Origin of the sequence: Pedobacter riviphilus (genome assembly GCF_014692875.1) — a bacterium.
In the GTDB taxonomy this organism is placed as follows: domain Bacteria; phylum Bacteroidota; class Bacteroidia; order Sphingobacteriales; family Sphingobacteriaceae; genus Pedobacter; species Pedobacter riviphilus.
Map to the genome: position 1 here is coordinate 3749032 of NZ_CP061171.1, position 26681 is coordinate 3775712.

Below are 26681 nucleotides of genomic sequence, written 5' to 3' on the forward strand. Positions count from 1 at the left end.
CGAAAATAAATTATTCTAAAAGCAAGGTATCATCATCCTCATCGGTTAAGCTCAACTGCACACTATCGCTACCTGCAATACCCTCTATTGAACCACGGATATGCGTGGCGTTTAACAACACTTTCTCCAATTGTTTTTCACGTGCTTTCCATAAACGTTCCATCGCATCACGTTCTCGTTGTATGGATAGTTTCATACTCATAAAACCTTCTCTTATAGCTTTCCATTGCTCAGAAAACTCTGCCCCCATTAAATAATCGTATAACATGTGCATTTTTTCGCCGCGGTTTTCCTGCGATTTTACTGCACCTGCCAAACGCAAAATACCTTCGCGCAGCACGTAGGCTACAGCATTTACTTCTTCGAAAGAACAGATCCAAACCCCATCACGCTGCCCGAAACAATCCATGCCCTTTGGATAACACTGACTTACAATTACTGCTACATCAATGCCCATACTGCGCATATCTTTCTTCAGTTTTTCGATCCAGTCGCCACCAAAATCTTTGGTACGCTTACTTTCGTAAATAATTTTACCGCATTCCTGCCCAAATTGATTACGCACTACCTGTACACAATCTGCCCCACGCACACCTTTGCCAACTTCTTCAATTAAATCGAAAGGATAATTGCTACGGAGCAATTCTTCCAAGATCAACTCCTGCACCTCGCCCTGCAATTGCATACTACCCTGCTCGGCTTTGCGTTTCATCTCTTCGGCCAATTTTTTCTGGTCGTCGAGCTGTTTTTCTAATTCCTTTAAACGTAATTGATGTTCAGTATCTTTAATGCTATTCTTTTCTGCCTCTTGTTTACGGATCTGTTCTACCAGCTCATTACGCTGTTCTTGCATTTTACGTTGAAAAGCAAGTTCCATTTCTTCTTCCTTCACTTTAAGACTTTCTTCACGGCGTAAAAATTCCAGCTCTTTTTCACGGGCTAACTTTAGTTTTTCAGCATTATCTTTCGCATTACCTTCCAGTATTTGCAGTTTAGTTTCAAAATCAGCCGAAATACTTTTACGCAAGTTTTCCTCCAGATTATCTTTAAGCTTGGCTTTCTCTTCGGCAAGTTTAGCCTCAAAAGCTTTCAGCTGCTGCTGTTTTTCAGACTCAAAAACCTGCAGCTTACGTTGATATTCTTCATCTTTCTGCCTTGCATAAGCAGCCGCTTTCTCACGTAACTCTTTCTTATAATCTTCGGCCATGGCTTCTTCCATCGGAAAAACATGGGCACAGTTGGGGCATTTTATTTCGGTAGGCATTGATTATTATTTTGGCCACCAAGGCGCAAAGCACGCCAAGGTTTTTTATTGGTAAAGATATTAAAGCTTTTTATGAATGTACAAACGAGTTTTACACCATTATCATTAAAGTACTTTCGACCTAATTTCGTGACCAGCGGCCAAAATTTTGCTTACCGGGCATTTTGCCGCAATTTCTTCCAGTCTGATTTTTTGTTCTTCGGTCAGTATTCCAGTACATACAATTTCTTCAAAAAATATAGTTTCTCCATTTTCGGTATCAATGTTTACTTCTACCTCAATCTTATCAATAGGCCATGCTTTTCTATCGGCATACATTCTTAGGGTAATGGCTACACACGATGCTAAAGAAGCCATTAATAATCCTTTAGGGGCAAAACCTTTATGTGTTCCGCCTAGTTCTAAAGGTTCGTCTACTATAATATCATGAGAACCGTTGCTTACCGAACACGCATAATGCTCCTTGTTTATTGTTGCTTTTACCATGTAAATTAATTTTAGTATCCCAAATATTGTGCTTTAACTTTAAACTTAGGTAAAAGTCTGGTCTTTTTTTAAAAATGAATGAAGCTACTTTAGCAAAAAACTATTGCCGCTGTTCCCTAAAGCAAAAAACATCAAACATTATTACAGGCGAATTGTTCCATTATAAAATCACATGATCATGAAGTACAAAAAGTTAATTGGAAAATATTTAACGCACAAATCGAAAAATAATGCCCAGGTAGCGCTTGCTTTGGTGGCTGGCCTGGCGGCAGGTGCAGTGATTAGTATTTTATTTGCCCCTGATAGTGGTGCAGGTACCCGTGGAAAAATTGCAGGTGGGGCCAGGAACCTGAGATACGGATTCCAGGATAAATATAACCTTTTAAAAGAAAAGGTATTCGGTGTGGAAGCCATTGAAGAAGATATTACCGCACATGAAGTGCCACACTTTAAACATAAAGTAGCAAAGAAACGTAATTCGGATGTGCAAGAGATTTTAGAAAATGCACACGAAAACGGCCAGGTACAGGAAGGGCAAGGATAAAAAATATAAGAAGATTAATAGGTTATTGGCATGTATTAATTCCGTTAAACAATTTCTTAGTTTTACAGGATAATATCTGTATATGATTTTTATCCTCTCGAAGATTTTGATTTTCGTTATTAAACCCATAGTGTGGATTTTTGTGCTTTTGATTTTTGCAATAGCATCAAAACAAGCTAAACAAAGAAAAAGATATTTAATCTGTGCCTTAATTGTTTTCTTCCTCTTCTCTAATGGCTTTATTGTTGGAAAAATAATAAACAGTTACGAAGCCAGCTATCCAAAAGCAGCAAAATACGACATTGGAATAATTCTTGGAGGTTTTTCGGGTTTAAATAAACGAAATAATGAGATTGCTTTTAATTGGGCAGGTGATAGATTTTTCCAAGCCATAGCACTATACAAAAAAGGCCAGATTAAACAGCTATTGCTTAGCAGTGGAAATTCAAATTTAATAGACCGACAGGTAAAAGAAGCCGATTTAGCCATTAAATACTTAAAATTGATTGGTATTCCTGACTCTGCAATTCTGATTGAAAACCAAAGCAGAAATACCATCGAAAATGCCAGGTACAGTTTGGCCCTCATCGCAAAAAGGAACCCTAAAGCTAAAGTTCTGGTAATTACCAGTGCCTGGCACATCCCAAGAGCAAAATTAATTTTTGATAAACAAACTAAGCAGAAAATTGAATATTACCCAACCAATTTTTCAGGAAATACGGAATTTAAATTAGGAGATTTTATCATCCCAAATGCCAGCGCATTAGGCACATGGGAATTATTATTTAAAGAATGGATGGGCTTAATTGTAGATCGTGTTAGAGGTTAATCGGTTAACTGATTAATCGTGAACCTTGTAACCTGGCTATGGTAAACAAGCCATGGTTAACTAGACCCGACAGGAGCGGGCATCCCGATTTAAGCCCTATGAAATGTTGCCCTTTCATTTCCTAAAGAGAAAAAACATTAATAATTAGGAAATGGTTGGTTCTGCGCTTCTAGCAAATCCTGTCCCGCTTTTGGTACGAGTTCCGATGAAGGATCGGAAACTCTTCCCGACAATCGGGTTTATTTAACCTAGCTAGTGAAATCGGGAGAAATTTTTCATCGGCCAAAATTGACAATTAGCCGATTTAAACAAATTATACAATTAACCAGTATTATTATCCTTCAATCGCTTTCCAAAGCATATCCTTCAGTTCTAAAATATTTTTTTCAGCTACTGACGAAATAAATATAGATGGAATATTTGGCAGGTCCTGCTTCATTTCTTCCATCAGTTCTTCATCAAGCATATCTGATTTGGTAATGGCTAAAACATGGGGTTTTTGCATCAATTCAGGATTGTAAGATTCTAATTCACTTTTAAGAATTTCGTATTCTTCTTTGATAGAGCGACTTGTATCGGCCGGAACCATGAACAATAGCACCGAATTACGCTCGATATGACGCAGGAAACGGTAACCTAAACCTTTACCTTTTGATGCACCTTCGATAATTCCAGGGATATCGGCCATTACAAAAGATTTTCCACCTCTGTAACTTACAATACCCAGATTGGGAACAATAGTAGTAAATGGATAATCGGCAATTTCTGGCTTAGCAGCCGAAACTACTGAAAGTAAAGTAGATTTTCCTGCATTTGGGAAGCCAACCAAACCAACATCAGCTAAAACTTTTAACTCTAAAATGTTCCAAACCTCTTGTCCCTGCTCACCTGGTTGTGCAAAACGTGGTGTTTGTTGAACAGAATTTTTAAAATGTGCATTACCCAAACCACCGCGGCCGCCAGCTGTTAAAATCTTCGTTTCGCCATCTTTGGTAATTTCGAAAAGGATTTCTCCGGTTTCAGCATCTTTGGCAATGGTACCAAGCGGAACTTCTAAAATTTCATCCTTACCTTGCTTACCGAATTTATGGGAACTACCACCCGCACCACCATCTTCTGCAATAATATGCTTACGGTATTTAAGGTGTAATAATGTCCAGATATGAATACTGCCTTTAACGATAATGTGGCCACCGCGACCACCATCACCACCGTCAGGGCCACCCATTGACGTTAAAATATCACGATGCAAATGTGCCGAACCTGCCCCGCCCTTACCAGAACGGCAACAAATTTTTACATAATCTACGAAATTCGAACCCTGTGACATATTTTAATATTGAAATGTTAATACTGGAACGTTGAAACAACAATTCCTTTAAAATTAAAGAGTTATAACGTTTTAACATTATAACTCTTTGTATGTTTTTGAAATATGATCCGGATAATAAAATTAATCCAAATCCAATTTACTAGATACTTATTTGAACTTTACACTTTATATTGATCAATTACAGCGCAAAGATCGTTATATACTGTTTCTATTTCACCAATTCCATTAACTTTATTCAACTTTCCTTGCTCTTCATAATAAGGCAATACGTGGATGGTTTTATCAAAGTATTCTGAAATCCGTTTTTTCAATTTTTCAGCGTCATCATCAGGGCGACCACTGGTTTTATGACGTTCAGCAATACGTTTTGTTAATTCGTCCTGATCTACATCTAAAGCAATAACGCCTGCTATTTTACTGCCTTTACGCTCTAAAAATAAATCAAGCTCAACTGCTTGCGGAACGGTACGCGGAAACCCATCAAACACAAACCCCTTAGCATCAGGATTTTTATCCACCTCTTCTTCAAGCATGGCAATTGTAATGGCATCAGGAACCAATTCCCCATCAGCTAACAATTGACTTACTTTTTTTCCTAATTCGGTTTCTCCTTTAACGTGTGCTCTAAAAAGATCGCCTGTTGAAACGTGTACCAACTGATATTTTGCAATCAGCTTTTCAGATTGGGTGCCTTTACCCGCCCCTGGAGGGCCAAAGAGAACTAAATTAAGCATTCAAGTTGTTTAGGTTGTCTTCAAAAATTAAAAAAGCCTTATTCCTATGGCTCTGTTAAAAGTAATATTCAAATCACTGATTAATAGGATTAGACATTGCTTACTTTCGAGGCTGCAAATATATAATTATTAATTTAGATGCCATTTAAAATTGATAATTTATTTAAAAAAGGACTATTTTAATGACATTTATCTTATTCTAAGAAGAATCTTGTGCCATTTTTATATTTAACAGAATTTTCTTCAAATAATCGTAAACCTGGCCAAACAATTTCTTTTACAAATGTCTCCTCCCACTCAGCAGGCAATAAATCATTCAACCCTTTTTTGGTGACATTTGAAAAACAGCCAGAATATCCAGACCGCCAAATTCGCTAACAGCTGCATCTATAATTTATTCGTGTTAGTAAAAGATAGCTATTTGACACAACCTTTCCTTTAAAACCATTTACCAAAATAGCTTGTTATTTAGGCGACAGCCCATAATCAGGTGAGTTGGCATTTTCGGAGAGATTTACTTTTACAGGAGAACGGGAGGAAATTGTTTCAGCAACCGTTAAGGCCTGTGCAGCGATGCTGATAGATTATCTCGGTTCCATCTAAATTGAATAAGAAAAACCCGCAATTTTACAGCATTAAGATCTGCCATCAAGTAGTCCTTTTACCAACAATTTCCATTGGGGATAGGATAAACCCAGTTTTGCACTAAAACCAACAATAAGATTCCGCGCCCTGTCGATTAACTTTCCGTCATCAATGTTCGCCTGCTCGTTCCTGCCGTGTTCTTCTGCCGATACGGTAATTCTATTCCTGCGTATAATAAAGGTAGAAGTGGCATGATCTTTCAAAAAATGAGCAGTCTGTTTACCCTTGTTAAATGGTGATGAGCACGGACGGACACACATGCTGAGCATTTCGTGATCACCGCCATGCACCCTTTCGATTTCTTCAATCTTTACCCAATCAAACCCACCTCCCGATACCGGTCCAGGCCCAGGAATATCGATACGAATAAAATCTCCCTTTTGGGCTGAACGCATCACTTCCTTCCCATCAGGTGCAAAAATCTTAAAGTCTGAAAGCCCGGAGATTTTGCCCCACTCATTCACTGCAAGTAATCTTTTCGCAGCTGCTGAAAAAAATTCCTGAGCCTGACTGAGACTACTTAACTTACATTCTTCAACCACATCCATCTGGCTTCCGATAATCTGTTGAGGAACCAGATTGTTAAATAATTTTTCCATCGTCTCTTTCTTTATAGAACCATTTTCCTCTGCTTTTAGTTTAATTATTTACTAAAAACATTACGAGATCAGGATGCTTGCAAAAAAAGAGTAATTGATTAAACAACTATTAAATTATTAAGGCTCAATTAGTAAGCCAGGAACAGATAGCTTATGCCATGAATTTGGAGCGTTTTTAAATTTCCTGTATTTTTGTATTGAAAGCATAGTGCTAGGCAAGATCGATAAAAACAATTAAACCAAATGGAAATTCTAAGTTTCGTTATCGTGAAGGCCACACAAGAAAAAGGTTACATTCTTCCAGAAGATTTGGAAGTGGGAAAATCAATGGTTCAACATGACGACAGAACAGCTATCTATGATGATACTGAACTCGACTATGATGACCAGATGAACAATCTCAACGGGTTTATAAAATTGTAAAGATAAAATCGCTAAAAACCCTGCTGTTTGACAGCAGGGTTTTTTATAGTAAAGGCATAAGGGAGTACCACTTTAACTAACTATAGTAGCTACTTTGTGATAATCCTCATTTATAGGTCTATTTTAAATTATTGTTTTTTGAGATAGGTTTTATTACCATTCTTGTTAATGTAATATTTTCCGCCGCGAGGACCTGTTATTACTTGCTCTCCATTCGGACCTGATAGTGTTCTGTCTACCGTTGGTGTATAACTCTTTGTATTGGCAGAATTTTCAGCTTGTACCGCTGGGGCTACTTTTTCTTTGGCTGCACTGTAACGCTTATCTGGCGTACCATCTTTCTTAAGTTTTACACCGTCAGCATTTGGGCTTGGCGCGGCTTTGCTTGTAGCAGGAACTGCTTCTGTTTTGGGAGCATAACGTTTGTCGGGTGTGCCATCTTTTTTTAATCTCACTCCACTTGCATTTGGAGCTGCAGGAGCTGCTTCTGTTTTAGAAGCATAACGTTTATCAGGTGTGCCGTCTTTTTTTAGTCTTACTCCATTCGCATTTGGACTTGGTGAAGCTTTGCTTGTAGCCGGAGCTGCTTCTGTTTTAGAAGCATAGCGTTTATCAGGTGTGCCGTCTTTTTTTAGTCTTACTCCATTCGCATTTGGACTAGGTGCGGCTTTGCTTGTAGCAGGGGCTGCTTCTGTTTTAGAAGCATAACGTTTATCAGGCGTGCCATCTTTTTTTAGTTTAACGCCACTAGCTGATTCCGTTTCTTTTTTAGCATTAGCTTTAGTTCCCTTTTTAGCTTTTGCTGAACCTGACTGCGCAGGTATAGTAGTTTGAGCAAAACTCAGGTTTATATAAAAAACCATAATGACTACCAGTGAAAATAATTTTCTCATAACTTTTTGTTTTATATTAATGGTATGTTAATTTTCATCTCAAGCCCGTATCACGATATCAGTGATACAATTTACCAAATTTTCTTTACTATGGTAATAAAATCAAAAATATATTAATGTAGCTAATCTTTGTATGGTTGACGGCAATATGTGTCTTGTTCTGCTATAGCTTTCCAAACACAATAACATCAGTGTAAAGGAAGTCTATATCCAGTTCGGTACTCCGCCAGAGCCGAAGAACCTACCCTCAAGATCCATAAATAATACATTCGAAAAACGGGAATTTATTGATCTGGTGTTCGATTCAAACCTCTACTACGAAAATGGTATTTATCGAACACCCGGCATGGTGAATATTTCCCCTATTAAATACCTAAAAATGAGATAATTACAGGTTATGACAGTAAACAAAAAAGGGAAGATTTTTCAATCTTCCCTTTAGTGCACTCGTAGGGATTCGAACCCCAAACCTTCTCATCCGTAGTGAGATGCTCTATCCAATTGAGCTACGAATGCGTTTCCGTATCGTTAACGGACTGCAAAGGTATAACTTGATATTTTAATTTCCAATTAAATTTCAAAAAAATCTTAAAATAAATCCTTGCAGGATATGTTTTATGCGTTCAATGCATCATTAATAGCCTTGAAATCAGGCAGATCTTTTGCATTTTCCAAAACTTCAGCATAAGCAATTTTTCCTTCTTCATCGATTACAAAAGCTGCCCTTTTAGAAACACCCTTCAATCCGAAAACAAATTCTTCGTAAAAAGCACCATAAGCTGCAGATACTTCTTTGTTAAAATCAGACAATAACGGGAACTGGTAATTTTGCACTTCTTTAAATTTACCTAAGGAAAAAGGAGAATCTACAGAAATACCGATTACCTGTGCATCTATTCCTTCGTAATAACTGAAATTATCGCGCATGGTACATAACTGTTCTGTACATGTACCGGTAAAAGCCATCGGAAAAAAGTGGATAATAACTTTTTTACCCTTAAAACCAGAAAGAGAAACTTCTGTTAAATCAGAACTGTATAATTTAAAATCAGGGGCGGTATCGCCAATTTGTAATGCCATTATGTTTTTTAGTTAATGTGTATGTTAAATGGTTTAATTGCTTAATTATTTGTGACTCATGACTTAAGACTACCGACTCAAATCTATCTTTTCATCTGCTGATCTAAAATTGCCAAACCCTCTTCGAAACTATGGGATGGTAATCTAAATCTTTAATCGCTTTATCCAAAACGAAACCTGTTCTAATTGGTCGTTTAGCTGCCTGGTTTAAACCTGCAGAACTTATTTCATTAATGAATGATTGTTTAAGCCCCCAATAATCGGCAACTTTTCGCACTAAATCTGCAATACTCATGTAATCTTTACCCGATATGTGGTAAATTCCTTTTGCATTTTTTTCTACAGCTAATAAACAGGCTTCAGCTAAATCTTCGGCCAATGTGGGCATACGCCACTGATCGTTTACTACATTAATAGGTGATGCTTTTTCCAATGCACCTTTAGCCCAAAGTACAATGTTGCTACGGCTCATATCGCTGGTAATCCCATATACTAATATTGTTCTTAAGATCGCCCAGTTTGCTTTTGAATTTTGCAATAGCTCTTCTGCCAATACTTTCGATTCGCCGTAATAACTTACCGGATTAACGGCATCTTCTTCTTTATAAGGCCCGTTGGCGCCATCAAAAACAAAATCGGTACTTAAATGAATAAGCTGAATCTTTTTTTCTTCACATATTGATATTAGGGTTTGAACTGCATCTACATTTAGTTGGCGACAAAGTTCTTTATTGGCTTCGCAAGTATCAACATTGGTCATGGCTGCGGTGTGCACAATGGCATCAGGGCTGTATCTTTCAATAACTTCTCTAACCTGAACAGCATTCAAAATATCCATTTCTACATATTCATAACCATCCTTTACCGGGTAGCGGTTTACCCCTTTTGAAGTGGCCACCAATTTCAGCTTTCTTTCGGCAAGCACTTTTTCAGTTAATTTTTGCCCTAAAAGACCGTTGCTACCTGTTGTTAAAATGGTTTTCATATGCCTTATTTAGGGCACTAAATAAGGCATAAAAACCATGTTGAAAAAATTTATAATATATATTTAAAATTAAGTAAGAATAACTTAACTTTGCCAACCGAATTGGAGCCCCTGTAAACAGCTTTAATTCATTGACTGTAATAAATTTACTCACAACAGATATGCCTAACTTAGGAAAAATAGCACAAATTATCGGCCCAGTGGTTGACGTTAGCTTTGCTAATGATGCCCATCTACCTAAAATTTTTGATGCGTTAGAGATAACGAAAGAAAATGGACAGAAAATTGTTTTAGAAGTTCAACAACACTTAGGTGAAGACCGCGTACGTGCGATCTCGATGGACTCTACAGACGGTTTAGTTCGTGGAATGGACGTAGTTGATACTGGTGCTGCGATTAAAATGCCAGTTGGCGACCAAATTAAAGGTCGTTTATTTAATGTAGTTGGTGAAGCGATTGACGGTATCAACACAGTTGATAAAACAGACGGTCGCCCTATCCATGCAACTCCTCCTAAGTTCGAAGATTTATCTACTGAAACTGAGGTGCTTTTTACAGGTATCAAAGTAATCGATTTATTGGAGCCTTATGCAAAAGGTGGTAAAATTGGTTTATTCGGTGGTGCTGGTGTAGGTAAAACAGTATTAATTATGGAGTTGGTTAACAACATCGCTAAAGCTTATGCTGGTTTATCAGTATTCGCAGGTGTTGGCGAGCGTACTCGTGAGGGTAACGATTTACTTCGTGAGTTTATCGAATCAGGTGTAATCAACTATGGCGACGAATTCTTACACTCAATGGAAAAAGGTGGATGGGATTTGAAAGCTGTTGATACTGAAAAATTAAAAGAATCTAAAGCAACATTGGTTTTCGGACAAATGAACGAGCCTCCTGGTGCACGTGCACGTGTAGCATTATCAGGATTAACTGTTGCAGAATATTTCCGTGATGGTGATGGCGAAGGCGCTGGAAAAGACATCCTTTTCTTCGTTGATAACATCTTCCGTTTTACGCAGGCGGGTTCTGAGGTATCGGCTTTATTAGGTCGTATGCCATCAGCAGTAGGTTACCAACCAACCCTGGCAACTGAGATGGGTTTAATGCAAGAGCGTATTACTTCAACAAAACGCGGATCAATTACATCAGTACAAGCGGTATATGTACCGGCGGATGATTTAACTGACCCGGCTCCGGCAACAACTTTTGCCCACTTAGATGCAACTACGGTACTTTCGCGTAAAATTGCAGAGTTAGGTATTTATCCTGCAGTAGATCCATTAGATTCTACTTCACGTATCCTTTCTCCGGCTGTTTTAGGTGATGAACACTATAATACTGCACAACGTGTTAAAGAAACTTTACAACGTTATAAAGAATTACAGGATATCATCGCAATCTTAGGTATGGACGAATTATCTGAAGAAGATAAATTAGTTGTATCAAGAGCGCGTCGTGTTCAACGTTTCTTATCTCAACCTTTCCACGTAGCTGAGCAATTTACTGGCTTAAAAGGTGTATTGGTTGACATTAAAGATACCATCAAAGGATTTAATATGATCATGGATGGTGAAGTTGATGAGTACCCAGAAGCTGCATTTAACTTGGTTGGTAGCATTGAAGATGCAATCGAAAAAGGTAAAAAATTATTAGCAGAAGCGAACTAGTATCGAAATTTGAATATCAGGTATCAAGACTGAAAATGTAATCTTGATACTTGATATCAGCTACTTGATACTCAAATCTAAAAAAAATGAATTTAGAAATATTAACTCCAGACAAAAAAGTTTTCGAAGGTGAAGTAACAGCAGTTACGGTTCCTGGTACTTTAGGTTCTTTCCAGATTTTAAAAGACCACGCCCCTATCATCTCTACTTTAGAAGATGGAGAAGTTATTATAAAAGCAAATAAAGCCGATGAGCAACGCTTTTTTATTAAAGGCGGTGTGGTTGAAGCTATCCACAACAAAATTGTGGTTTTAGCCGAAGGTATCGCTTAGGTAAAACAATTAACTCATTTAGAAAGCCTTCTGATTTTGAAATCGGGAGGCTTTTTGTTTTATCTTTCTATTTAACAAACGCGCAAACAGCCACAGTAAATTCCCTATTCTTTTCATAATAGAGCATGTGGGAACCATCTATCTGCACTACCTTTTGATTCGAAAATCTGTAATTTTTATAATAATCCGGGCCAACTGCATGATCCTCCTTCCCAGTTATAATTAAAGCCGGAATGTTAATTTTACCGGTTAATAAAGCATAATCTCTAAAGTACTCAGGATAATGTTGAACCTTTGTACTATCTACCAACGGCATAAATAATGTCATTCCAAAATCCGATGTGCGCTTATAAGAACTTTCGATGCTATCCATTTTGATAATCGTATTTACATCATTGGCAATATATTTATAACCAAGGTGTGCTGTACTTAACTTTTTTCTAACCAGCGCCGCTTCATCCATTAATTTTTTAAAATCTGTTTCATTTATAGTAGTATCTTTTTTCAGCAACCGATATCCATATTCAATTTGTTCCTTAACCTGATTTGGGTTCATAAAATGGGCTATTGTATTCGCCATGATGATACCAGATAAATGTTCGGGATACTTCAGGGCGTAATTAATCGCCAGAATGCCACCAAATGAATGACTAAGTAAGTACACTTTTTCTACGCCCAATTTTATCCGCAGTTCTTCTATATCCCTCACAATCCGGTTTAAACTATAATCTTTGGCATTTTGCGAGTGGCCAGATCCTCTTTGATCCAGATAAACCATCGTTAGGCACTTCTCCAGGTTAGCGCCGCCCATTTTTTCAAATGAAAGAAAATCCTGGCCAGGGCCTCCATGCAAATAGATACAAACCGGCCCTTTTCCTGCCACCTTAACAGATAACTTCACAGTATCAGAAGTTAAAATCGTTTGATTGCCCACCTTAAGTCGGAGTGCCGAATCCGATGAAGAACAACTGCTAAATAATCCGGTTAAAAGGATCGAAAAGATATAAATGATTTTCATAGTTATTTTTCTGACAGTAAATTACGCAACTATTTCCAATAAGTAATAAATACATATAATACCAATTGTATACCTAAATTTAAGCAGCAATTTTTCTTTGCTTTTCAACATCAAAATAGCATCAAAATTTTCAATTTTCAGCGCACGCTAAGCCATTTTAGGCAGAAAAATAGAAAATTTATAATGCAAGCATAACAAACAGACCGTATACCGTTTTGATATTTGGTCTAAGGCTATCGGCATTAAATAACTAATACAACACTAATTACGAATAATATTCCGATTAAATATTAATTTAAAGAATAATATTCCGATTTAACTTTTTTATGATTTCTCTTGCATATTAATGAACCAAAAACTAAATTGGTTTTTATAAACAATAAGATAATAATGACCTTTCAGAGCAACACATTTTCTACCTACATTACTGCAAAAGCAGCTGGCAATGTAGTGCTCTTACCTGTCATTTTACTTAACCTTCTACTCCTAAACATTTTATGGGGTAATAAGCGGACGCAGTTTAAATAGATTTAAAAAAACTAAATATACCTAAAGCGTCCCGATACAAACGGGACGCTTTTTTTAAATAACAAAACACAGTATTATGAACTTTCAATGATTAAATAAATCAAAAAACAAATGAAACAATTATTTAATCATGGCAAGCGCCATCTGACTGATGAAAAAACAATAAAATAAACAGATGAAATACTATAATTCTAATACGATTATTTACCTTGATGGACAGTTTGAAAAGGCTGTAAATAGTAGCACTGATCTTTACGGGCAGTCGCTACACTACGGCTATGCTGCTTTCGAGGGTATTAGAGCCTATAAAACACATAACGGCAACCGCATTTTCAAAGCCGCTGCACATTTTGATCGCTTAGAGCGTTCTTGCCAGTTGGCAAATATTCCATTCCCCTGGGATAAACAAGAATTAATTGCTGCAACCTATAAGTTACTTCAGTTAAACAAGCTGAAAGATGCTTATATCCGCCCTTTGGTGTTTTGCCACCCAAACATGAAATTAAACGAACCAAGTGGCGTTTCGATCTTAATCTGTGCCTGGGAATGGGATGCATATTCTGGCAACAAATTGTTAAAATTAACCGTTTCTGACTACGAAAGGCCAAACCCTAAATCGATTCCAATGGAAGCGAAATTGAGTGGAAACTATGTTAATTCAATTTTAGCTACTACAGCAGCAAATATTAAAGGTTACGATGAAGCTTTGCTTTTAGATATGCATGGTTTTGTTGCCGAGGCATCGGGGGCAAATATCTTCCTCGAAAAAGACGGAAAATTATATACCCCATCTTTAGGGAACATTTTACCAGGCATTACACGCGCAACTGTAAAAGAACTTTGCACTGTTCTGGATATTGAATGTATTGAGAAAAAACTAACGATAGAAGATCTTAAGAATGCTGACAGTGCTTTCTTATGTGGAACGGCGACCGAAATAGCAGGTATTGCCTCAATCGACGATATTGTTTATCGTCCATTATGGAGAGAATCTATTGGTTATACCATACAACGTGCCTATAAAAACCTGGTGCTAGAAAAAGTAAATTACGAAGTGATTATATAGTCAGGAGTCCTGAAGTAAAAAAATAAAGAGAAAAGCAAGCAAAACAAATGACTGAAGAAATCAATCAGCACTACCCAAAAGCCTATCAACAAATTAATGGTGCAACAAAAGCATCAGGATTTGATATGGCATCTGATGTGTTGACCTGTTCTTTGCTCAGAACACTTGCTGCTACTAAACCTTCAGGTAAATTTCTGGAGCTTGGAACTGGTACAGGTTTGTCTACGTCGTGGATATTAGATGGCCTGGATGAGGCCAGTACATTAACCTCGATAGATAACGATGCTAAATTTTTGGCGATTGCGAAAGACTTTCTCGGCAGCGACGATCGTTTAACCTTGATTGATACCGATGGCGCCGAGTGGATTGAAAAAAATAAAGAAAAAAAATTCGATTACATATTTGCTGATACCTGGCATGGAAAATATTTGCTTTTGGACGAATCAATTGCCATGCTCAATAAAGGCGGCCTTTATATCATCGATGATATGTTGCCCCAGCAAAATTGGCCTGATGGTCATCAAGATAAAGCAATAAAATTGATCAAAGATTTGGAATCCCGTGATGATCTGCAAATAACCAAACAGGTTTGGGCAACGGGAATTGTAATCGGAGTAAAAAAATAAATAACATTAAAATAGTTCTTTACTTTTTTTAAATAGTTAGTATGTTTGTGATTCAAAGGCATGAATATAAACACAAACATTATTAGCAACTTAATTATTGTCATTTCTCAAAAGAGAGGTGGAAATCGTTGCGTATAATATAAAAAATATACCATATCGAACCGCCTCTTTAAAAAGAGGCGGTTTTTTTTTGCCTCAAAAAGAAATAATTGAAAAACAACAGCATACATACAATTTAAACAATGAGCGAATTAAACAAGTACAGTAAAACATTTACACAAGACCCTACACAACCGGCAGCCCAAGCTATGCTTTATGGAATCGGATTAACTGATGCTGATATGGCTAAAGCACAGGTCGGTATTGCAAGTATGGGTTACGATGGTAACACCTGCAATATGCACCTTAACGATCTTGCTAAAGATGTGAAAAAAGGGGTCTGGAATAATGATTTAGTGGGCTTGGTTTTTAACACTATTGGAGTAAGTGATGGAATGAGCAACGGTACGGATGGTATGCGTTACTCATTGGTAAGCCGCGATGTCATTGCTGATAGCATAGAAACCATTTGTGGCGGGCAATATTATGATGGCGTCATTTCCATCCCGGGCTGTGATAAAAATATGCCAGGTGCTATTATGGCCATGGCACGTCTAAATCGCCCATCAATTATGGTTTATGGCGGTACAATTGCCCCAGGCCATTACAAAGGCGAAGAATTGAATATTGTTTCTGCTTTCGAGGCATTAGGACAAAAAATCTGCGGTAATCTTTCTGATGAAGATTATCAGGGCATTATTAAACACACTTGTCCTGGTGCAGGAGCATGCGGTGGTATGTATACCGCAAATACCATGGCATCGGCAATTGAGGCCTTAGGTATGAGTTTACCATATTCCTCTTCAAATCCAGCTATAAGCCCAGAGAAAAAACAGGAATGTTTAGATGCTGGTAAATATATTAAGGTTTTACTGGAGAAAGATATTAAACCATCAGATATCATGACGCGAAAAGCATTCGAAAATGCCATCCGTTCGATTATCGTATTAGGTGGTAGCACCAATGCTGTTTTACACTTTATCGCCATGGGTAAAGCCATCGGCGTAGAAATTACGCAGGATGATTTCCAGAAAATGAGCGATGTAACTCCGGTACTTGCCGATTTTAAACCTAGCGGAAAATATTTAATGCAGGATTTACACCAATATGGTGGTATCCCTGCTGTACTAAAATATTTATTAAATGAAGGATTATTGCATGGCGATTGCTTAACCGTAACCGGAAAAACTATGGCTGAGAATTTAGCTGATGTGAAATCGATTATGGATTATGATCAGAAAATTGTTCAAAAATTAAGCGAACCCATCAAAGCAACAGGTCACTTGCAGATTCTTTACGGAAACCTTGCAGAAAAGGGTTCTGTAGCAAAAATCAGTGGTAAAGAAGGTGAAAAATTTGAAGGACCTGCTCGTGTTTTTGATGGTGAACATGATTTAATCGCTGGGATTTCGAGCGGCCGTGTTCAACCGGGTGACGTAATCGTAATTAAAAATTCTGGCCCGGTAGGTGCACCAGGTATGCCTGAAATGTTGAAACCAACTTCAGCCATTATTGGTGCTGGTTTAGGTAAATCGGTAGCTTTAATTACCGATGGTCGCTTCTCTGGAGGTACACACGGTTTCGTGGTTGGTCACATCACACCTGAATCTTACAAAGGCGGTTTAATAGGCCTGGTAGAAGACGAAGACCGGATTTTGATCGATGCTGTAAACAATATCATCAGCCTGCAAGTCAGCGAAGAAGTGATTGCTGAGCGTAGAAAAAGATATGTACAACCAGCATTAAAAGTAACAAAAGGTGTTTTATATAAATATGCTAAAACAGTATCGGATGCAGCAAGTGGTTGCGTAACCGACGAATACTAAAATCAAAAAATCATCCCCTCGATTAATTGATTACTAAAAAACAGATTATGCAAATAATTAAAAGTATTCAGAACAGGATTTATGAAATCAGGGGTGAAAGAGTAATGCTCGATTTTGATCTGGCATTGCTCTATGAAGTTGAAACTAAGGTATTAAATCAGGCAGTAAAGCGTAACATCAAGCGTTTTCCTGATGATTTTATGTTCAGGCTTACTCAGGTTGAATGGGAAAGTATCCGGTCACAAATTGTGACCGCATCGTCAGAAACGGTTGATCCATCATCACAAATTGTGATGATAAGTCAAAATAAGAGAAATGTGGGTATAACGCCTTATGCCTTTACAGAACAAGGGGTAGCCATGTTAAGCGGCGTTGTAAATAGCAACAAAGCCATTAATATGAACATTGCCATTATGAGAGCCTTTGTTGATGTTCGGAAAATTTTGCTAAAACAAAGCAACCTTAACGAACAATTGACAGAAATTAAAGAACGGATTGGCGAACATGATGTTCAGCTCAACGAGCTTTATGATGCAATGGAAAATTTAATAGACGAGAAAATTGCTCAATTAAAATGGAACGACAGACAAAGAATTGGGTTTAAAATTAAAGAATAGTAGAACCGCAAAAACATAACTATGGAAACTGCACAAGATACAATACAACAAAACGAGGCAAAAGCAGAAACCTCAAAAACCTTATTCAAAGGAACAGGCTCGCAGGTTTTGTTGAATGGATTAATTGAAGAAGGTGTAACCACCATTTTCGGTTATCCGGGAGGAGCAATCATGCCTATTTATGATGCTCTTTATGATTATGCTGATAAATTAGAACACATACTGGTTCGCCATGAGCAAGGTGGTATCCATGCTGCTCAGGGTTTTGCACGTGCAAGCGGCGAAGTTGGTGTTGTTTTTGCAACCAGCGGACCAGGCGCAACCAATCTGGTTACCGGTTTGGCAGATGCACAAATCGATAGTACGCCATTGGTTTGTATTACCGGGCAGGTTTTCGCTCATTTATTGGGAACGGATGCTTTTCAGGAAACCGATGTGATTAATATTACTACTCCAGTTACAAAATGGAACTATCAGGTTACTGATGCCAAAGAAATTCAAGAAGTATTGGCTAAAGCTTTTTACATCGCTAAAAGCGGCAGACCAGGTCCTGTATTGATCGATATTACCAAAAATGCACAATTGCAATTGGAAGAATTTCCTGAATATGTAAAATGCAATCACATCCGCAGTTATCGCCCAAAACCAAAAGTTAGGGTTGAATATATCGAGCAGGCAGCCGAATTAATCAATTCAGCAAAAAAACCCTTCATTTTATTTGGACAAGGTGTTATTTTGGGTAAAGCTGAAGAAGAATTTAAAGCATTTATTGATAAAACAGGCATTCCAGCCGCATGGACCATTATGGGCGAAGGTGCTATCCCAACTTCACACCCATTAAATGTAGGTATGTTAGGTATGCACGGTAATTACGGACCAAACGTATTAACCAACGAAGCTGATGTAATTATTGCCATCGGTATGCGTTTTGATGATCGTGTAACCGGCCGTTTAGATAAATATGCGAAACAAGCTAAGGTAGTACACTTAGATATAGACCCTGCTGAAATTGATAAAAATGTTAAAGCAGAAGTTGGTGTTTGGGGCGACTGTAAAGAAACTTTACCCCTACTAACCAATTTAGTTAACGAAAATAAACACGAAGACTGGTTAGCCAAGTTTAGAGATTATAACCAACAGGAAATAGATCAGGTCATTACTCCGGAGCTTTATCCAACTGGTGATGAAATGACCATGGGCGAAGTATTGCGCAACATCAACGAAATTTGTGGTGGCGATGCTGTAATCGTTACCGATGTTGGTCAGCACCAAATGGTGGCCTGTCGTTATGCTAAATTCAACAATACCCGCAGCAACATTACTTCTGGTGGTTTAGGTACAATGGGCTTTGGTTTACCAGCTGCCATTGGTGCTAAATATGGTGTTCCTGATAAAACAGTTATTGCCATTATTGGTGATGGTGGTTTCCAGATGACACCCCAGGAATTGGGTACCATTATGCAATTTGGCGCAGCAGTAAAAATTCTGATCCTGAACAACCGCTTTTTAGGCATGGTTCGCCAATGGCAACAACTGTTTCATGATAAACGTTATTCTTTTGTTAATATCACCAGTCCTGATTTTGTGGCTTTAGCAAAATCGTACTATATCGAAGCAAGCAAAGTTGATGAACGTGCAAACTTAAGGCAGGCATTAGAAACCATGATCAACCATGAAGGTTCTTATTTATTAGAAGTAATGGTTGGTAGAGAAAACAATGTTTTCCCAATGGTTCCGCAAGGAATGAGTGTAAGCGAAATCAGGTTGAAGTAAGGTAGAGGTTTAAGGTAAAAAAGAAATTATCATGAGTACTGAAAATACAATAGAACATAAAATAGATAAAGCTGATTTGGAAGGTAAGCAGGAATATACCATTACGGTTTATGCCGAAAACCGCATCGGTTTATTAAATAGAATTGCAATTATTTTCTCTAAAAGGAAAATCAATATCGAAAGCCTTAACACCTCTCCTTCTGAGATTGATGGTATCCACCGTTTCAACATCGTGATTCACGAAAGCTATGAAGTGGTACGGAAACTGGCCCGTCAGATTGAGAAGCAAATCGAAGTATTGAAAGTTTATTTTAATACCAACGACGAGATTATCTGGCAGGAACTGGCACTGTACAAAGTTTCTACAGATGAAATTGCAGAAAAAGTAACGGTAGAGCGTTTATTAAGACAATATGGTGCAAGTGCAGTGGTAATCCGTAAAGACTATACTGTTTTTGCAGTAACTGGTCACCGAGAAGAAACTGATGCTTTGGTAAAAGCCTTAGAACCATACGAACTGATTGAATTTGTGAGATCTGCAAGAGTAGCCATTATTAAAGACAGTGCCGGTTTCCACGAAAAGTTGAAAGAGTTCGAGGCTTTCGAACCAGGTGAAGAATTAGTAGAAAACGAGTTTTTAGATAAAGGACAGAAGATTTTTACGATGTAAGGTAAAAGCTAGAGCGTGTAAGGTTGAAGGTAAAAATATAATGCTCAGCGATCTTTGCGAAAAATCTTTGCGCTCTTTGCGGTTAAAAATCAAAGAAATATGAAATGCAATAAAGCGATACCGATTTTAAGAATGTTCGATTACGATAAGGCAGTTGAATTTTATATAAACTGGCTAGGCTTTAAAATAGACTGGGAGCATACTTTTGAAAAAAATACCCCAGTTTACATGCAGATTTCCTTACATGGTATCGAATTACACTTAAGTGAACACCATGGAGATTGTTCGCCGGGTGCACATATTCATATCGATTGTACAGGTTTAAAAGCATTTCATAAAGAAATTATAGATAAAAAGTACAAGTACAACAGACCAGGTTTGGAGAAAACTTTTTACGGAACCTGGGCGGTAACCGTAAACGATCCCTTCTTTAACAAGATTACATTTAACGAAGAATTAACCGAAGCTGAAAAACAAAACGATAATTAGATAGATACGAAGTATAACATGATAAACCCGATATTTGATTTTATAATAAACTCACGCAAGGCATTTATTAAGTTAGTGGATGGCTTAACAATCGAAGAATTGAATAAAATTCCTGATGGTTATAACAATAACATCATCTGGAACTTTGGCCATATTGTAGTGAGCACACAAACACTTTGTTATGTTCGTACAGGGGTATTACAAGACGCTGCTTCTGTAAAGTTTAACGAGTATTATAAAAAGGATACAAAACCTTCTTATATAGTAACGGAAGAAGAAGTAGCAGAATTGAAGACCATCGCATTAGAGAGCATTGAAAGAATAAAAGAAGATTATGCAAATGGAAAATTTTCGAGCACCACGCCCTTTTTAACAGCAACCTACGGTGTACAGTTGAATAGTATTGAAGAGATACTGATTACTACCATCGGACATGATAATGTGCACTTTGGCTACGCCTCTGCTTTAAAGAAACTGGTATAAGGTAAAAAGAAAGAATCGGTAAAATCACTAAATCAGTGCAATCAAACCGAAGGAAAGAAAATATAAACCCGATAATTAAATAGAAATTAACCAATAAAAAACAATGGCAAATTATTTTAACACATTACCTCTTAGAGAAAAATTAAACCAATTAGGTGTTTGCGACTTCATGGACAGTTCTGAATTTTTAGATGGCGTTAGCGCACTAAAAGGCAAAAAACTGGTAATTGTAGGTTGCGGTGCACAAGGCTTAAACCAAGGTTTAAATCTAAGAGATAGTGGTTTAGATGTAAGCTACACTTTACGTAAGGAAGCAATTGAAGGCAAACGTGATTCGTGGAAAAATGCAACTGAAAACAATTTCGCAGTTGGTACTTACGAAGAATTAATTCCGAATGCAGATGTAGTGATCAACCTTACTCCTGATAAACAACATACCGCTGTTGTAAACGCAATTATGCCTTTAATGAAAGAAGGTGCTACTTTATTATATTCTCACGGTTTCAATATCGTAGAAGAAGGTATGCAGATCCGTAAAGATTTAACCGTGATTATGGTTGCACCTAAATGCCCAGGTAGCGAGGTTAGAGCAGAATATGTGCGTGGTTTTGGTGTTCCTACCTTAATTGCAGTTCACCCTGAAAATGATCCTCAAGGTAAAGGATTGGCGCAAGCAAAAGCATATTGCGCTGGTACAGGCGGTCACAGAGCTGGGGTATTAAAATCATCTTTCGTAGCTGAAGTAAAGTCTGATTTAATGGGCGAGCAAACCATCCTTTGTGGTTTATTGCAAACAGGTTCTATCCTATCTTTCGATAAAATGGTAGAAAAAGGAATCGACGCGGGTTATGCTTCTAAATTGGTTCAATATGGTGTTGAGGTAATTACCGAAGCCCTAAAACAAGGTGGTATTACGGCCATGATGGATAGATTAAGCAATGTAGCTAAAATCAAAGCTTTCGAAATTTCGGAAGAATTGAAAGACATTATGCGTCCGTTGTTCCAAAAACACCAGGATGATATTATGAGTGGCGAATTTAGCCGTATCATGATGGAAGATTGGGCAAATGGTGATAAAAACCTATTGGCTTGGAGAGCTGAAACCGGCGAAACTGCTTTCGAAAAAACACCTGCAGGTGATGTTAAAATCGGTGAGCAAGAATATTTCGACAATTATACTTTAATGGTTGCTTTTGTTCGTGCTGGTGTTGAGCTGGCTTTCGAAACAATGGTACAGGCTGGTATTAAACCAGAATCGGCTTACTACGAATCGCTACACGAAACACCACTTATTGCCAATACCATTGCCCGTAAGAAATTGTTCGAAATGAACCGTGTAATTTCTGATACTGCAGAATATGGTTGCTATTTATTCGATCAGGCCTGTAAACCACTTTTAGGTGATTTCATGAAAAAAGTAGATACTGATTTAGTTGGTAAAAACTTCAACGAAGGTAAAGATGGCGCTGTTGACAACAGACAATTAATTGATGTTAATGAGGCGATCCGCTCTCACCAGGTAGAACAAATTGGAGCAACCTTGCGTAAAGCAATGACAGCAATGAAGGCGATTAAAACAGCATAGAAACAAAAAGAATGTCATCCTGAGCCTGTCGAAGGAATTCTTTTCGTTTTCTATAACGAGAAAGACTTCGACAAGCTCAGACTGACAAACATTAAATAATAACAAAATGTCAAAAACATTAGTAGAAAAAATTTGGGATGCTCACGTTGTAAAAAGTGAAGAAGGATTTCCTGATATTTTATACATTGATACACACTTAATACACGAGGTAACCTCTCCGCAGGCATTTGATGGTTTGCGTAAAAGAGGCTTACCTGTTTTTCGTCCTAAACAGACTGTAGCAACAGCCGATCATAACGTACCTACACTAAATCAATTATTACCAATTAAAGAGGAGCTTTCGCGCTATCAGGTAGATATGTTAACAAAAAACTGTGCAGAATTCGGTATAGAACTGTATGGCTTAGGGCATCCTTTTCAAGGCATTGTACATGTTATCGGCCCTGAGCTGGGTATCACTTTACCTGGTAAAACAATGGTTTGTGGCGATAGTCATACCTCAACCCATGGTGCCTTTGGTGCTATAGCTTTTGGTATCGGTACTTCACAGGTAGAGCAGGTTTTCGCAACCCAATGTTTATTGCAGTCGAAACCTAAAACCATGAAAATCGAGGTAAATGGCGAACTTGGAAAGGGTGTTGGCGCAAAAGATATTATCTTATATATTATTGCCAAAATTTCTGCAGCAGGTGGTACAGGTTATTTTATCGAATATGCAGGTTCGGCAATTGAGGCTTTAAGTATGGAAGCCCGTATGACCATCTGTAATATGAGTATCGAAATGGGCGCACGCGGTGGCTTAATTGCACCAGACCAAACCACTTTCGATTACATTAAAGGAAGAGAATTTGCTCCTGCTGGCGAAGAGTGGGATAAAGCTTTAGCTTATTGGAAAACATTATATAGCGATGCTGACGCGAAATTCGATAGTGTTTTAACTTTCGATGCGGCAGATATCGCACCTATGATTACCTATGGTACCAACCCTGGAATGGGCATGGGTATTCAAGAGCATATTCCGGCAACTGGTGCACAACCAGAAAAAGAAAAACTTTCGTACCAGAAAGCGTTAGATTATATGGGCTTTGATGATGATTCATCTTTGATCGGAAAACCGATTGATTATGTGTTCATTGGAAGCTGCACCAACTCACGCATTGAAGATTTACGCGAAGTTGCCGATTTTGTTAAGGGTAAGCGCAAAGCCGATAATGTTACGGTCTGGATTGTTCCAGGTTCGAAACAGGTTGAGCAACAAGCTAAAAACGAAGGTTTGGATAAAATTTTCGAAGCCGCTGGTTTCCAATTACGCGAACCGGGCTGTAGTGCCTGTTTAGGAATGAACGAAGATAAAATCCCAGCAGGTAAATATTGTGTATCTACATCAAACAGAAACTTTGAAGGTAGACAAGGACAAAATGCACGTACTTTATTAGCCAGTCCACTTACCGCCGCAGCTGCTGCAGTAACCGGAAAAATTACCGATGTAAGGGATTTGCTGGAGAAGGTAGAAGGTTAAAACTAAATGCCAAGCCTAATCGTCATTGCGAGGCACGAAGCAATCTTAATGCGATTGCAAGCTAAGTAGATTACTTCACAATGACGGATAATAAACATATGATACTAGAGGTTGCCGTATTAAATGTAAAAGCTGGATTATCGGCTGATTTTGAAAAAGCTTTTAGCGAAGCCCAAAAAATCATTTCATCGATGGAAGGTTACATTTCGCATCAGCTTCAAAAATGTGTAGAGGTAGAAAATAAATACATACTGCTGGTAAACTGGAAAACTTTGGAGGCACATACCGAAGGTTTCCGGGGATCAGCAGAATACCAGGATTGGAAAAAGTTATTGCATCACTTTTATGATCCTTTCCCAACAGTTGAACACTTTGAGATGGTAGAGGGTTGTAGGGCTTAAGGCGGAGGGTAAAAACTTAAAGCATAAAATTACCCCCATTAAGCAAAAGGCTTAAAAAAATAAGATAAAAAGTGGAATACAAGTCTCGCTACTTGGTACTCCCTACTTGATACTAATTGACATGAAAAAATTCACAAAATTAACATCGGCAGTAGTGCCTTTAAATATAGAAAACATCGATACCGACCAGATTATCCCTGCGCGGTTTCTAAAAGCGACTACGCGCGAGGGCTTTGGCGAAAATTTGTTCCGCGATTGGCGTTATGAGAACGATAACCAGCCTAAAGCCGATTTCGTGATGAATAATCCAACTTACGGTGGTCGGGTATTAGTTGCAGGAAAAAACTTTGGTTGCGGAAGTAGTCGTGAGCATGCAGCTTGGGCCATTCAAGATGCCGGTTTTGATGCAGTAATTAGCAGCTTCTTTGCCGATATTTTTAAAGGAAATGCCTTGAATAACGGTTTATTACCAATCCAGGTAAGTGACGAGTTCTTGGCGCAGATTTTCAAAGCGGTTAACAACAATCCAAAATCGGCCTTAGAAGTTGATTTAGAAAACCAAACGGTTACCATTGTAGAAACTGGTGCTCAAGAATCATTTGAAATCAATCCATACAAAAAATCGTGTCTAATAAATGGTTATGATGATATCGATTTCATCTTGAACCAAAAACAATTAATTGAAGCATTCGAACAAGCAAAATAATGTTTAAACCATTCCTTCACATACAGGATTTAAACTTAAGTTACCACAACAAAGTGGTGCTCAGGGATTTGTATTGGGAAATGAATATTGGCGAAAGCTATGTAATTGGTGGACAAAGCGGAACAGGAAAAACATCGCTGGGCAAAGCTATTGCAGGCCTGATTCCATATCAGGGAAGTATAGAAATTGATTTCGATCAATTGAGCAAGCTTCCAAAAGAGGTCCTTTACGTAGAAAGCTGGTACCAGTTTAAAAACCTAGAAGGAGTTGCCAATTTTTATTACCAACAACGTTATACCAGCCAGCAAGCAAAAGAAACTTTAACGGTTCATGCCGAATTGGTTAGTTATGGCAAAGAAAAAGGCCTTCACTTCGATCAGGTTGAACCTATTTTAGAGGCTTTAGGCTTTGCTACTTTTGCCAGTTCACAACTAATCGAATTATCAAGCGGCGAACATAAAAAGCTGCAACTGGTTAAAGCCCTATGGTTAAAACCTCAGTTGTTGATTATTGATCAGCCTTATACCGGTTTAGATGCAGCTTCGCGCAAGAACCTGAACATTTTGTTGGATCAGATTGCAGAAGAAGGCGTTCAATTGCTCTTAATCTGTAATGATACCGAACTACCAAGTTGCATTGGTTCTTTTGCTGAAATAAAAAATGGACAATTGGTTAAAGTAGATGCATTAGAAACGTCTGCTAGTTCCGAAAGCCATTTGAGAGAAATTCCGGATTTCTTAAAAGAGTCGCCCGTTTACAGTTCTCAGAACATTGTTAAAATGGTTAACGTAAATATTAACTATGGCGAAAAACAGGTGCTGAAGAATATCAACTGGGAAGTAAAGGCTGGAGAAAAATGGCTTTTACAAGGCCCCAACGGATCGGGGAAATCAACATTACTGAGTTTAGTGAATGGCGATCACCCGCAATCTTACGCCAATGAGCTTTATTTATTCGGTAACAGACGTGGAAGTGGCGAAAGCATTTGGGACATTAAACAGCATATCGGTTTAATCTCTCCTGAGTTTCATTGGTATTTCGACCCTACTGCTACCGTTTGGCAAAGCATTGCCTCGGGCTTTTATGATACAGTAGGACTTTTCCAACAGCTGCCTTATACCAAAAGTACGCAGGTAGATAAACTGGTGGAATACTTTGGCCTAACTGAAAATAAAAATGAATTATTAACCGCACTTCCACTCGGTAAACAACGATTGGTATTATTAGCGCGAACAATTATAAAAAATCCTGAACTATTAATTCTGGATGAACCTTGCCAGGGTTTAGACCAACAGCAAACAAAACATTTTAACCAATTGGTTGATGAACTGTGCAGCAATGGGATGACCCTGATTTATGTTGGCCATTTTGAATCGCAGCTGCCAACCTGCATTGAAAAAAGAATATTGTTAGAAAAAGGCGAAGTAAAAGTCGTCGAAACTATACTAGAAAACGTTTAGTACA

27 protein-coding genes and 1 tRNA gene are annotated in these 26681 nt (G+C 38.0%); 18 read left to right on the top strand and 10 right to left on the bottom strand.

What is annotated here, in order from left to right:
• Nucleotides 1-10 precede the first annotated feature (10 nt).
• Both H9N25_RS15270 and H9N25_RS15275 read right to left on the bottom strand, forming a co-directional pair.
• Nucleotides 11-1264, bottom strand: a complete 1254-nt coding sequence (locus H9N25_RS15270; protein WP_190326454.1) for a DUF2130 domain-containing protein — start codon at nt 1262-1264, stop codon at nt 11-13.
• A 105-nt stretch (nt 1265-1369) separates the two neighbouring features.
• Nucleotides 1370-1750 (bottom strand): OsmC family protein, encoded by a 381-nt coding sequence (locus H9N25_RS15275; protein WP_167296816.1) that lies wholly within the window; start codon nt 1748-1750, stop codon nt 1370-1372.
• Nucleotides 1751-1928: 178 nt separating this feature from the next.
• Here H9N25_RS15275 and H9N25_RS15280 point away from each other — a divergent pair, with 178 nt between their 5' ends.
• Complete coding sequence (locus H9N25_RS15280; RefSeq protein WP_167296817.1) at nt 1929-2294, top strand: YtxH domain-containing protein; 366 nt, start codon at nt 1929-1931, stop codon at nt 2292-2294.
• Nucleotides 2295-2376: 82 nt separating this feature from the next.
• Nucleotides 2377-3123, top strand: a complete 747-nt coding sequence (locus H9N25_RS15285) for a YdcF family protein (RefSeq protein ID WP_190326455.1) — start codon at nt 2377-2379, stop codon at nt 3121-3123.
• 334 nt (nt 3124-3457) lie between these two features.
• Here H9N25_RS15285 and obgE read toward each other — a convergent pair whose 3' ends face one another.
• The 3 genes from obgE to H9N25_RS15300 all read right to left on the bottom strand — a co-directional run bounded on the left by obgE (nt 3458) and on the right by H9N25_RS15300 (nt 6434).
• Nucleotides 3458-4453: a GTPase ObgE gene (gene obgE, locus H9N25_RS15290; RefSeq protein WP_029277724.1), complete on the bottom strand. Its 996-nt coding sequence runs from the start codon at nt 4451-4453 to the stop codon at nt 3458-3460.
• A 161-nt stretch (nt 4454-4614) separates the two neighbouring features.
• Nucleotides 4615-5190: an adenylate kinase gene (locus tag H9N25_RS15295; protein WP_167296820.1), complete on the bottom strand. Its 576-nt coding sequence runs from the start codon at nt 5188-5190 to the stop codon at nt 4615-4617.
• A gap of 635 nt (nt 5191-5825) precedes the next feature.
• The gene (locus H9N25_RS15300; protein ID WP_190326456.1) at nt 5826-6434 is read right to left on the bottom strand and encodes a hypothetical protein; all 609 of its coding nucleotides are present in this window, start codon (nt 6432-6434) and stop codon (nt 5826-5828) included.
• Nucleotides 6435-6677: 243 nt separating this feature from the next.
• On the opposite strand from H9N25_RS15300, the gene H9N25_RS15305 reads away from it, so the two are divergent.
• Nucleotides 6678-6857: a hypothetical protein gene (locus H9N25_RS15305; protein ID WP_167296822.1), complete on the top strand. Its 180-nt coding sequence runs from the start codon at nt 6678-6680 to the stop codon at nt 6855-6857.
• Nucleotides 6858-6985: 128 nt separating this feature from the next.
• Here the strand turns inward: H9N25_RS15305 and H9N25_RS15310 are convergent, their stop codons facing one another.
• From H9N25_RS15310 to H9N25_RS15325, 4 genes are all read right to left on the bottom strand, one after another.
• Nucleotides 6986-7750 carry a hypothetical protein gene (locus H9N25_RS15310; protein WP_190329224.1) on the bottom strand — a complete coding sequence of 255 codons (765 nt, stop codon included), beginning with the start codon at nt 7748-7750 and terminating at the stop codon, nt 6986-6988.
• A gap of 442 nt (nt 7751-8192) precedes the next feature.
• Nucleotides 8193-8266 (bottom strand) — tRNA-Arg (locus tag H9N25_RS15315).
• Between the two features lie 99 nt (nt 8267-8365).
• Entirely contained in the window at nt 8366-8830 is a 465-nt protein-coding gene (locus tag H9N25_RS15320) for a redoxin domain-containing protein (protein ID WP_167296823.1), read from the bottom strand.
• Nucleotides 8831-8933: 103 nt separating this feature from the next.
• Nucleotides 8934-9815 (bottom strand): SDR family oxidoreductase, encoded by an 882-nt coding sequence (locus H9N25_RS15325; RefSeq protein ID WP_330221045.1) that lies wholly within the window; start codon nt 9813-9815, stop codon nt 8934-8936.
• A 161-nt stretch (nt 9816-9976) separates the two neighbouring features.
• Between H9N25_RS15325 and atpD the strand changes: the two genes are divergently transcribed.
• On the top strand, nt 9977-11479 hold the full coding sequence (gene atpD / locus H9N25_RS15330; protein ID WP_029276465.1) for a F0F1 ATP synthase subunit beta: 1503 nt from the start codon (nt 9977-9979) through the stop codon (nt 11477-11479).
• Nucleotides 11480-11565: 86 nt separating this feature from the next.
• Nucleotides 11566-11811: an ATP synthase F1 subunit epsilon gene (gene atpC, locus H9N25_RS15335; RefSeq protein WP_055912620.1), complete on the top strand. Its 246-nt coding sequence runs from the start codon at nt 11566-11568 to the stop codon at nt 11809-11811.
• A gap of 67 nt (nt 11812-11878) precedes the next feature.
• Here atpC and H9N25_RS15340 read toward each other — a convergent pair whose 3' ends face one another.
• Entirely contained in the window at nt 11879-12829 is a 951-nt protein-coding gene (locus tag H9N25_RS15340) for an alpha/beta hydrolase (RefSeq protein ID WP_190326457.1), read from the bottom strand.
• A gap of 703 nt (nt 12830-13532) precedes the next feature.
• Between H9N25_RS15340 and ilvE the strand changes: the two genes are divergently transcribed.
• The 13 genes from ilvE (at nt 13533) to H9N25_RS15405 (ending at nt 26677) form a co-directional block, all read left to right on the top strand.
• Complete coding sequence (gene ilvE / locus H9N25_RS15345; RefSeq protein WP_190326458.1) at nt 13533-14423, top strand: branched-chain-amino-acid transaminase; 891 nt, start codon at nt 13533-13535, stop codon at nt 14421-14423.
• A 47-nt stretch (nt 14424-14470) separates the two neighbouring features.
• Entirely contained in the window at nt 14471-15049 is a 579-nt protein-coding gene (locus H9N25_RS15350; protein WP_190326459.1) for an O-methyltransferase, read from the top strand.
• Nucleotides 15050-15291: 242 nt separating this feature from the next.
• Nucleotides 15292-16974, top strand: a complete 1683-nt coding sequence (ilvD, locus tag H9N25_RS15355) for a dihydroxy-acid dehydratase (protein WP_167296828.1) — start codon at nt 15292-15294, stop codon at nt 16972-16974.
• A gap of 47 nt (nt 16975-17021) precedes the next feature.
• Nucleotides 17022-17591 carry an ORF6N domain-containing protein gene (locus H9N25_RS15360; protein WP_167296829.1) on the top strand — a complete coding sequence of 190 codons (570 nt, stop codon included), beginning with the start codon at nt 17022-17024 and terminating at the stop codon, nt 17589-17591.
• Between the two features lie 21 nt (nt 17592-17612).
• Entirely contained in the window at nt 17613-19364 is a 1752-nt protein-coding gene (gene ilvB / locus H9N25_RS15365) for a biosynthetic-type acetolactate synthase large subunit (RefSeq protein WP_190326460.1), read from the top strand.
• A gap of 31 nt (nt 19365-19395) precedes the next feature.
• Nucleotides 19396-20034, top strand: coding sequence for an acetolactate synthase small subunit (gene ilvN, locus H9N25_RS15370; RefSeq protein WP_190326461.1), 639 nt, complete (start codon nt 19396-19398; stop codon nt 20032-20034).
• Between the two features lie 99 nt (nt 20035-20133).
• Nucleotides 20134-20523: a glyoxalase superfamily protein gene (locus H9N25_RS15375; RefSeq protein WP_167296832.1), complete on the top strand. Its 390-nt coding sequence runs from the start codon at nt 20134-20136 to the stop codon at nt 20521-20523.
• Between the two features lie 18 nt (nt 20524-20541).
• Nucleotides 20542-21006 (top strand): DinB family protein, encoded by a 465-nt coding sequence (locus H9N25_RS15380; RefSeq protein ID WP_190326462.1) that lies wholly within the window; start codon nt 20542-20544, stop codon nt 21004-21006.
• Nucleotides 21007-21109: 103 nt separating this feature from the next.
• Nucleotides 21110-22591 carry a ketol-acid reductoisomerase gene (gene ilvC, locus H9N25_RS15385; RefSeq protein WP_167296834.1) on the top strand — a complete coding sequence of 494 codons (1482 nt, stop codon included), beginning with the start codon at nt 21110-21112 and terminating at the stop codon, nt 22589-22591.
• Nucleotides 22592-22697: 106 nt separating this feature from the next.
• A complete protein-coding gene (leuC, locus tag H9N25_RS15390) occupies nt 22698-24110 on the top strand; it encodes a 3-isopropylmalate dehydratase large subunit (protein ID WP_190326463.1) in 1413 nt (470 codons plus the stop codon).
• A gap of 98 nt (nt 24111-24208) precedes the next feature.
• Nucleotides 24209-24511, top strand: coding sequence for an antibiotic biosynthesis monooxygenase family protein (locus H9N25_RS15395; RefSeq protein ID WP_190326464.1), 303 nt, complete (start codon nt 24209-24211; stop codon nt 24509-24511).
• Between the two features lie 121 nt (nt 24512-24632).
• Nucleotides 24633-25217 (top strand): 3-isopropylmalate dehydratase small subunit, encoded by a 585-nt coding sequence (gene leuD, locus H9N25_RS15400; RefSeq protein WP_167296837.1) that lies wholly within the window; start codon nt 24633-24635, stop codon nt 25215-25217.
• Nucleotides 25217-26677 carry an ATP-binding cassette domain-containing protein gene (locus tag H9N25_RS15405; protein WP_190326465.1) on the top strand — a complete coding sequence of 487 codons (1461 nt, stop codon included), beginning with the start codon at nt 25217-25219 and terminating at the stop codon, nt 26675-26677. Before leuD ends, H9N25_RS15405 begins: the two co-directional genes overlap by 1 nt.
• Nucleotides 26678-26681: the final 4 nt, after the last annotated feature.

What these genes read in the sequence shown, in the direction of transcription:
- H9N25_RS15395 (WP_190326464.1), top strand. Translation starts at nt 24,209, where the DNA reads ATGATACTAGAGGTTGCCGTATTAAATGTAAAAGCTGGATTATCGGCT.
- H9N25_RS15280 (WP_167296817.1), top strand. Translation starts at nt 1,929, where the DNA reads ATGAAGTACAAAAAGTTAATTGGAAAATATTTAACGCACAAATCGAAA.
- H9N25_RS15275 (WP_167296816.1), bottom strand. Translation starts at nt 1,750, where the DNA reads ATGGTAAAAGCAACAATAAACAAGGAGCATTATGCGTGTTCGGTAAGC.
- H9N25_RS15380 (WP_190326462.1), top strand. Translation starts at nt 20,542, where the DNA reads ATGATAAACCCGATATTTGATTTTATAATAAACTCACGCAAGGCATTT.
- H9N25_RS15305 (WP_167296822.1), top strand. Translation starts at nt 6,678, where the DNA reads ATGGAAATTCTAAGTTTCGTTATCGTGAAGGCCACACAAGAAAAAGGT.
- H9N25_RS15350 (WP_190326459.1), top strand. Translation starts at nt 14,471, where the DNA reads ATGACTGAAGAAATCAATCAGCACTACCCAAAAGCCTATCAACAAATT.
- ilvC (WP_167296834.1), top strand. Translation starts at nt 21,110, where the DNA reads ATGGCAAATTATTTTAACACATTACCTCTTAGAGAAAAATTAAACCAA.
- H9N25_RS15270 (WP_190326454.1), bottom strand. Translation starts at nt 1,264, where the DNA reads ATGCCTACCGAAATAAAATGCCCCAACTGTGCCCATGTTTTTCCGATG.
- ilvE (WP_190326458.1), top strand. Translation starts at nt 13,533, where the DNA reads ATGAAATACTATAATTCTAATACGATTATTTACCTTGATGGACAGTTT.
- atpC (WP_055912620.1), top strand. Translation starts at nt 11,566, where the DNA reads ATGAATTTAGAAATATTAACTCCAGACAAAAAAGTTTTCGAAGGTGAA.
- atpD (WP_029276465.1), top strand. Translation starts at nt 9,977, where the DNA reads ATGCCTAACTTAGGAAAAATAGCACAAATTATCGGCCCAGTGGTTGAC.
- H9N25_RS15300 (WP_190326456.1), bottom strand. Translation starts at nt 6,434, where the DNA reads ATGGAAAAATTATTTAACAATCTGGTTCCTCAACAGATTATCGGAAGC.
- H9N25_RS15295 (WP_167296820.1), bottom strand. Translation starts at nt 5,190, where the DNA reads ATGCTTAATTTAGTTCTCTTTGGCCCTCCAGGGGCGGGTAAAGGCACC.
- H9N25_RS15310 (WP_190329224.1), bottom strand. Translation starts at nt 7,750, where the DNA reads ATGAGAAAATTATTTTCACTGGTAGTCATTATGGTTTTTTATATAAAC.
- H9N25_RS15285 (WP_190326455.1), top strand. Translation starts at nt 2,377, where the DNA reads ATGATTTTTATCCTCTCGAAGATTTTGATTTTCGTTATTAAACCCATA.
- obgE (WP_029277724.1), bottom strand. Translation starts at nt 4,453, where the DNA reads ATGTCACAGGGTTCGAATTTCGTAGATTATGTAAAAATTTGTTGCCGT.
- ilvB (WP_190326460.1), top strand. Translation starts at nt 17,613, where the DNA reads ATGGAAACTGCACAAGATACAATACAACAAAACGAGGCAAAAGCAGAA.
- leuC (WP_190326463.1), top strand. Translation starts at nt 22,698, where the DNA reads ATGTCAAAAACATTAGTAGAAAAAATTTGGGATGCTCACGTTGTAAAA.
- H9N25_RS15405 (WP_190326465.1), top strand. Translation starts at nt 25,217, where the DNA reads ATGTTTAAACCATTCCTTCACATACAGGATTTAAACTTAAGTTACCAC.
- H9N25_RS15375 (WP_167296832.1), top strand. Translation starts at nt 20,134, where the DNA reads ATGAAATGCAATAAAGCGATACCGATTTTAAGAATGTTCGATTACGAT.
- H9N25_RS15325 (WP_330221045.1), bottom strand. Translation starts at nt 9,815, where the DNA reads ATGAAAACCATTTTAACAACAGGTAGCAACGGTCTTTTAGGGCAAAAA.
- leuD (WP_167296837.1), top strand. Translation starts at nt 24,633, where the DNA reads ATGAAAAAATTCACAAAATTAACATCGGCAGTAGTGCCTTTAAATATA.
- H9N25_RS15340 (WP_190326457.1), bottom strand. Translation starts at nt 12,829, where the DNA reads ATGAAAATCATTTATATCTTTTCGATCCTTTTAACCGGATTATTTAGC.
- ilvD (WP_167296828.1), top strand. Translation starts at nt 15,292, where the DNA reads ATGAGCGAATTAAACAAGTACAGTAAAACATTTACACAAGACCCTACA.
- ilvN (WP_190326461.1), top strand. Translation starts at nt 19,396, where the DNA reads ATGAGTACTGAAAATACAATAGAACATAAAATAGATAAAGCTGATTTG.
- H9N25_RS15320 (WP_167296823.1), bottom strand. Translation starts at nt 8,830, where the DNA reads ATGGCATTACAAATTGGCGATACCGCCCCTGATTTTAAATTATACAGT.
- H9N25_RS15360 (WP_167296829.1), top strand. Translation starts at nt 17,022, where the DNA reads ATGCAAATAATTAAAAGTATTCAGAACAGGATTTATGAAATCAGGGGT.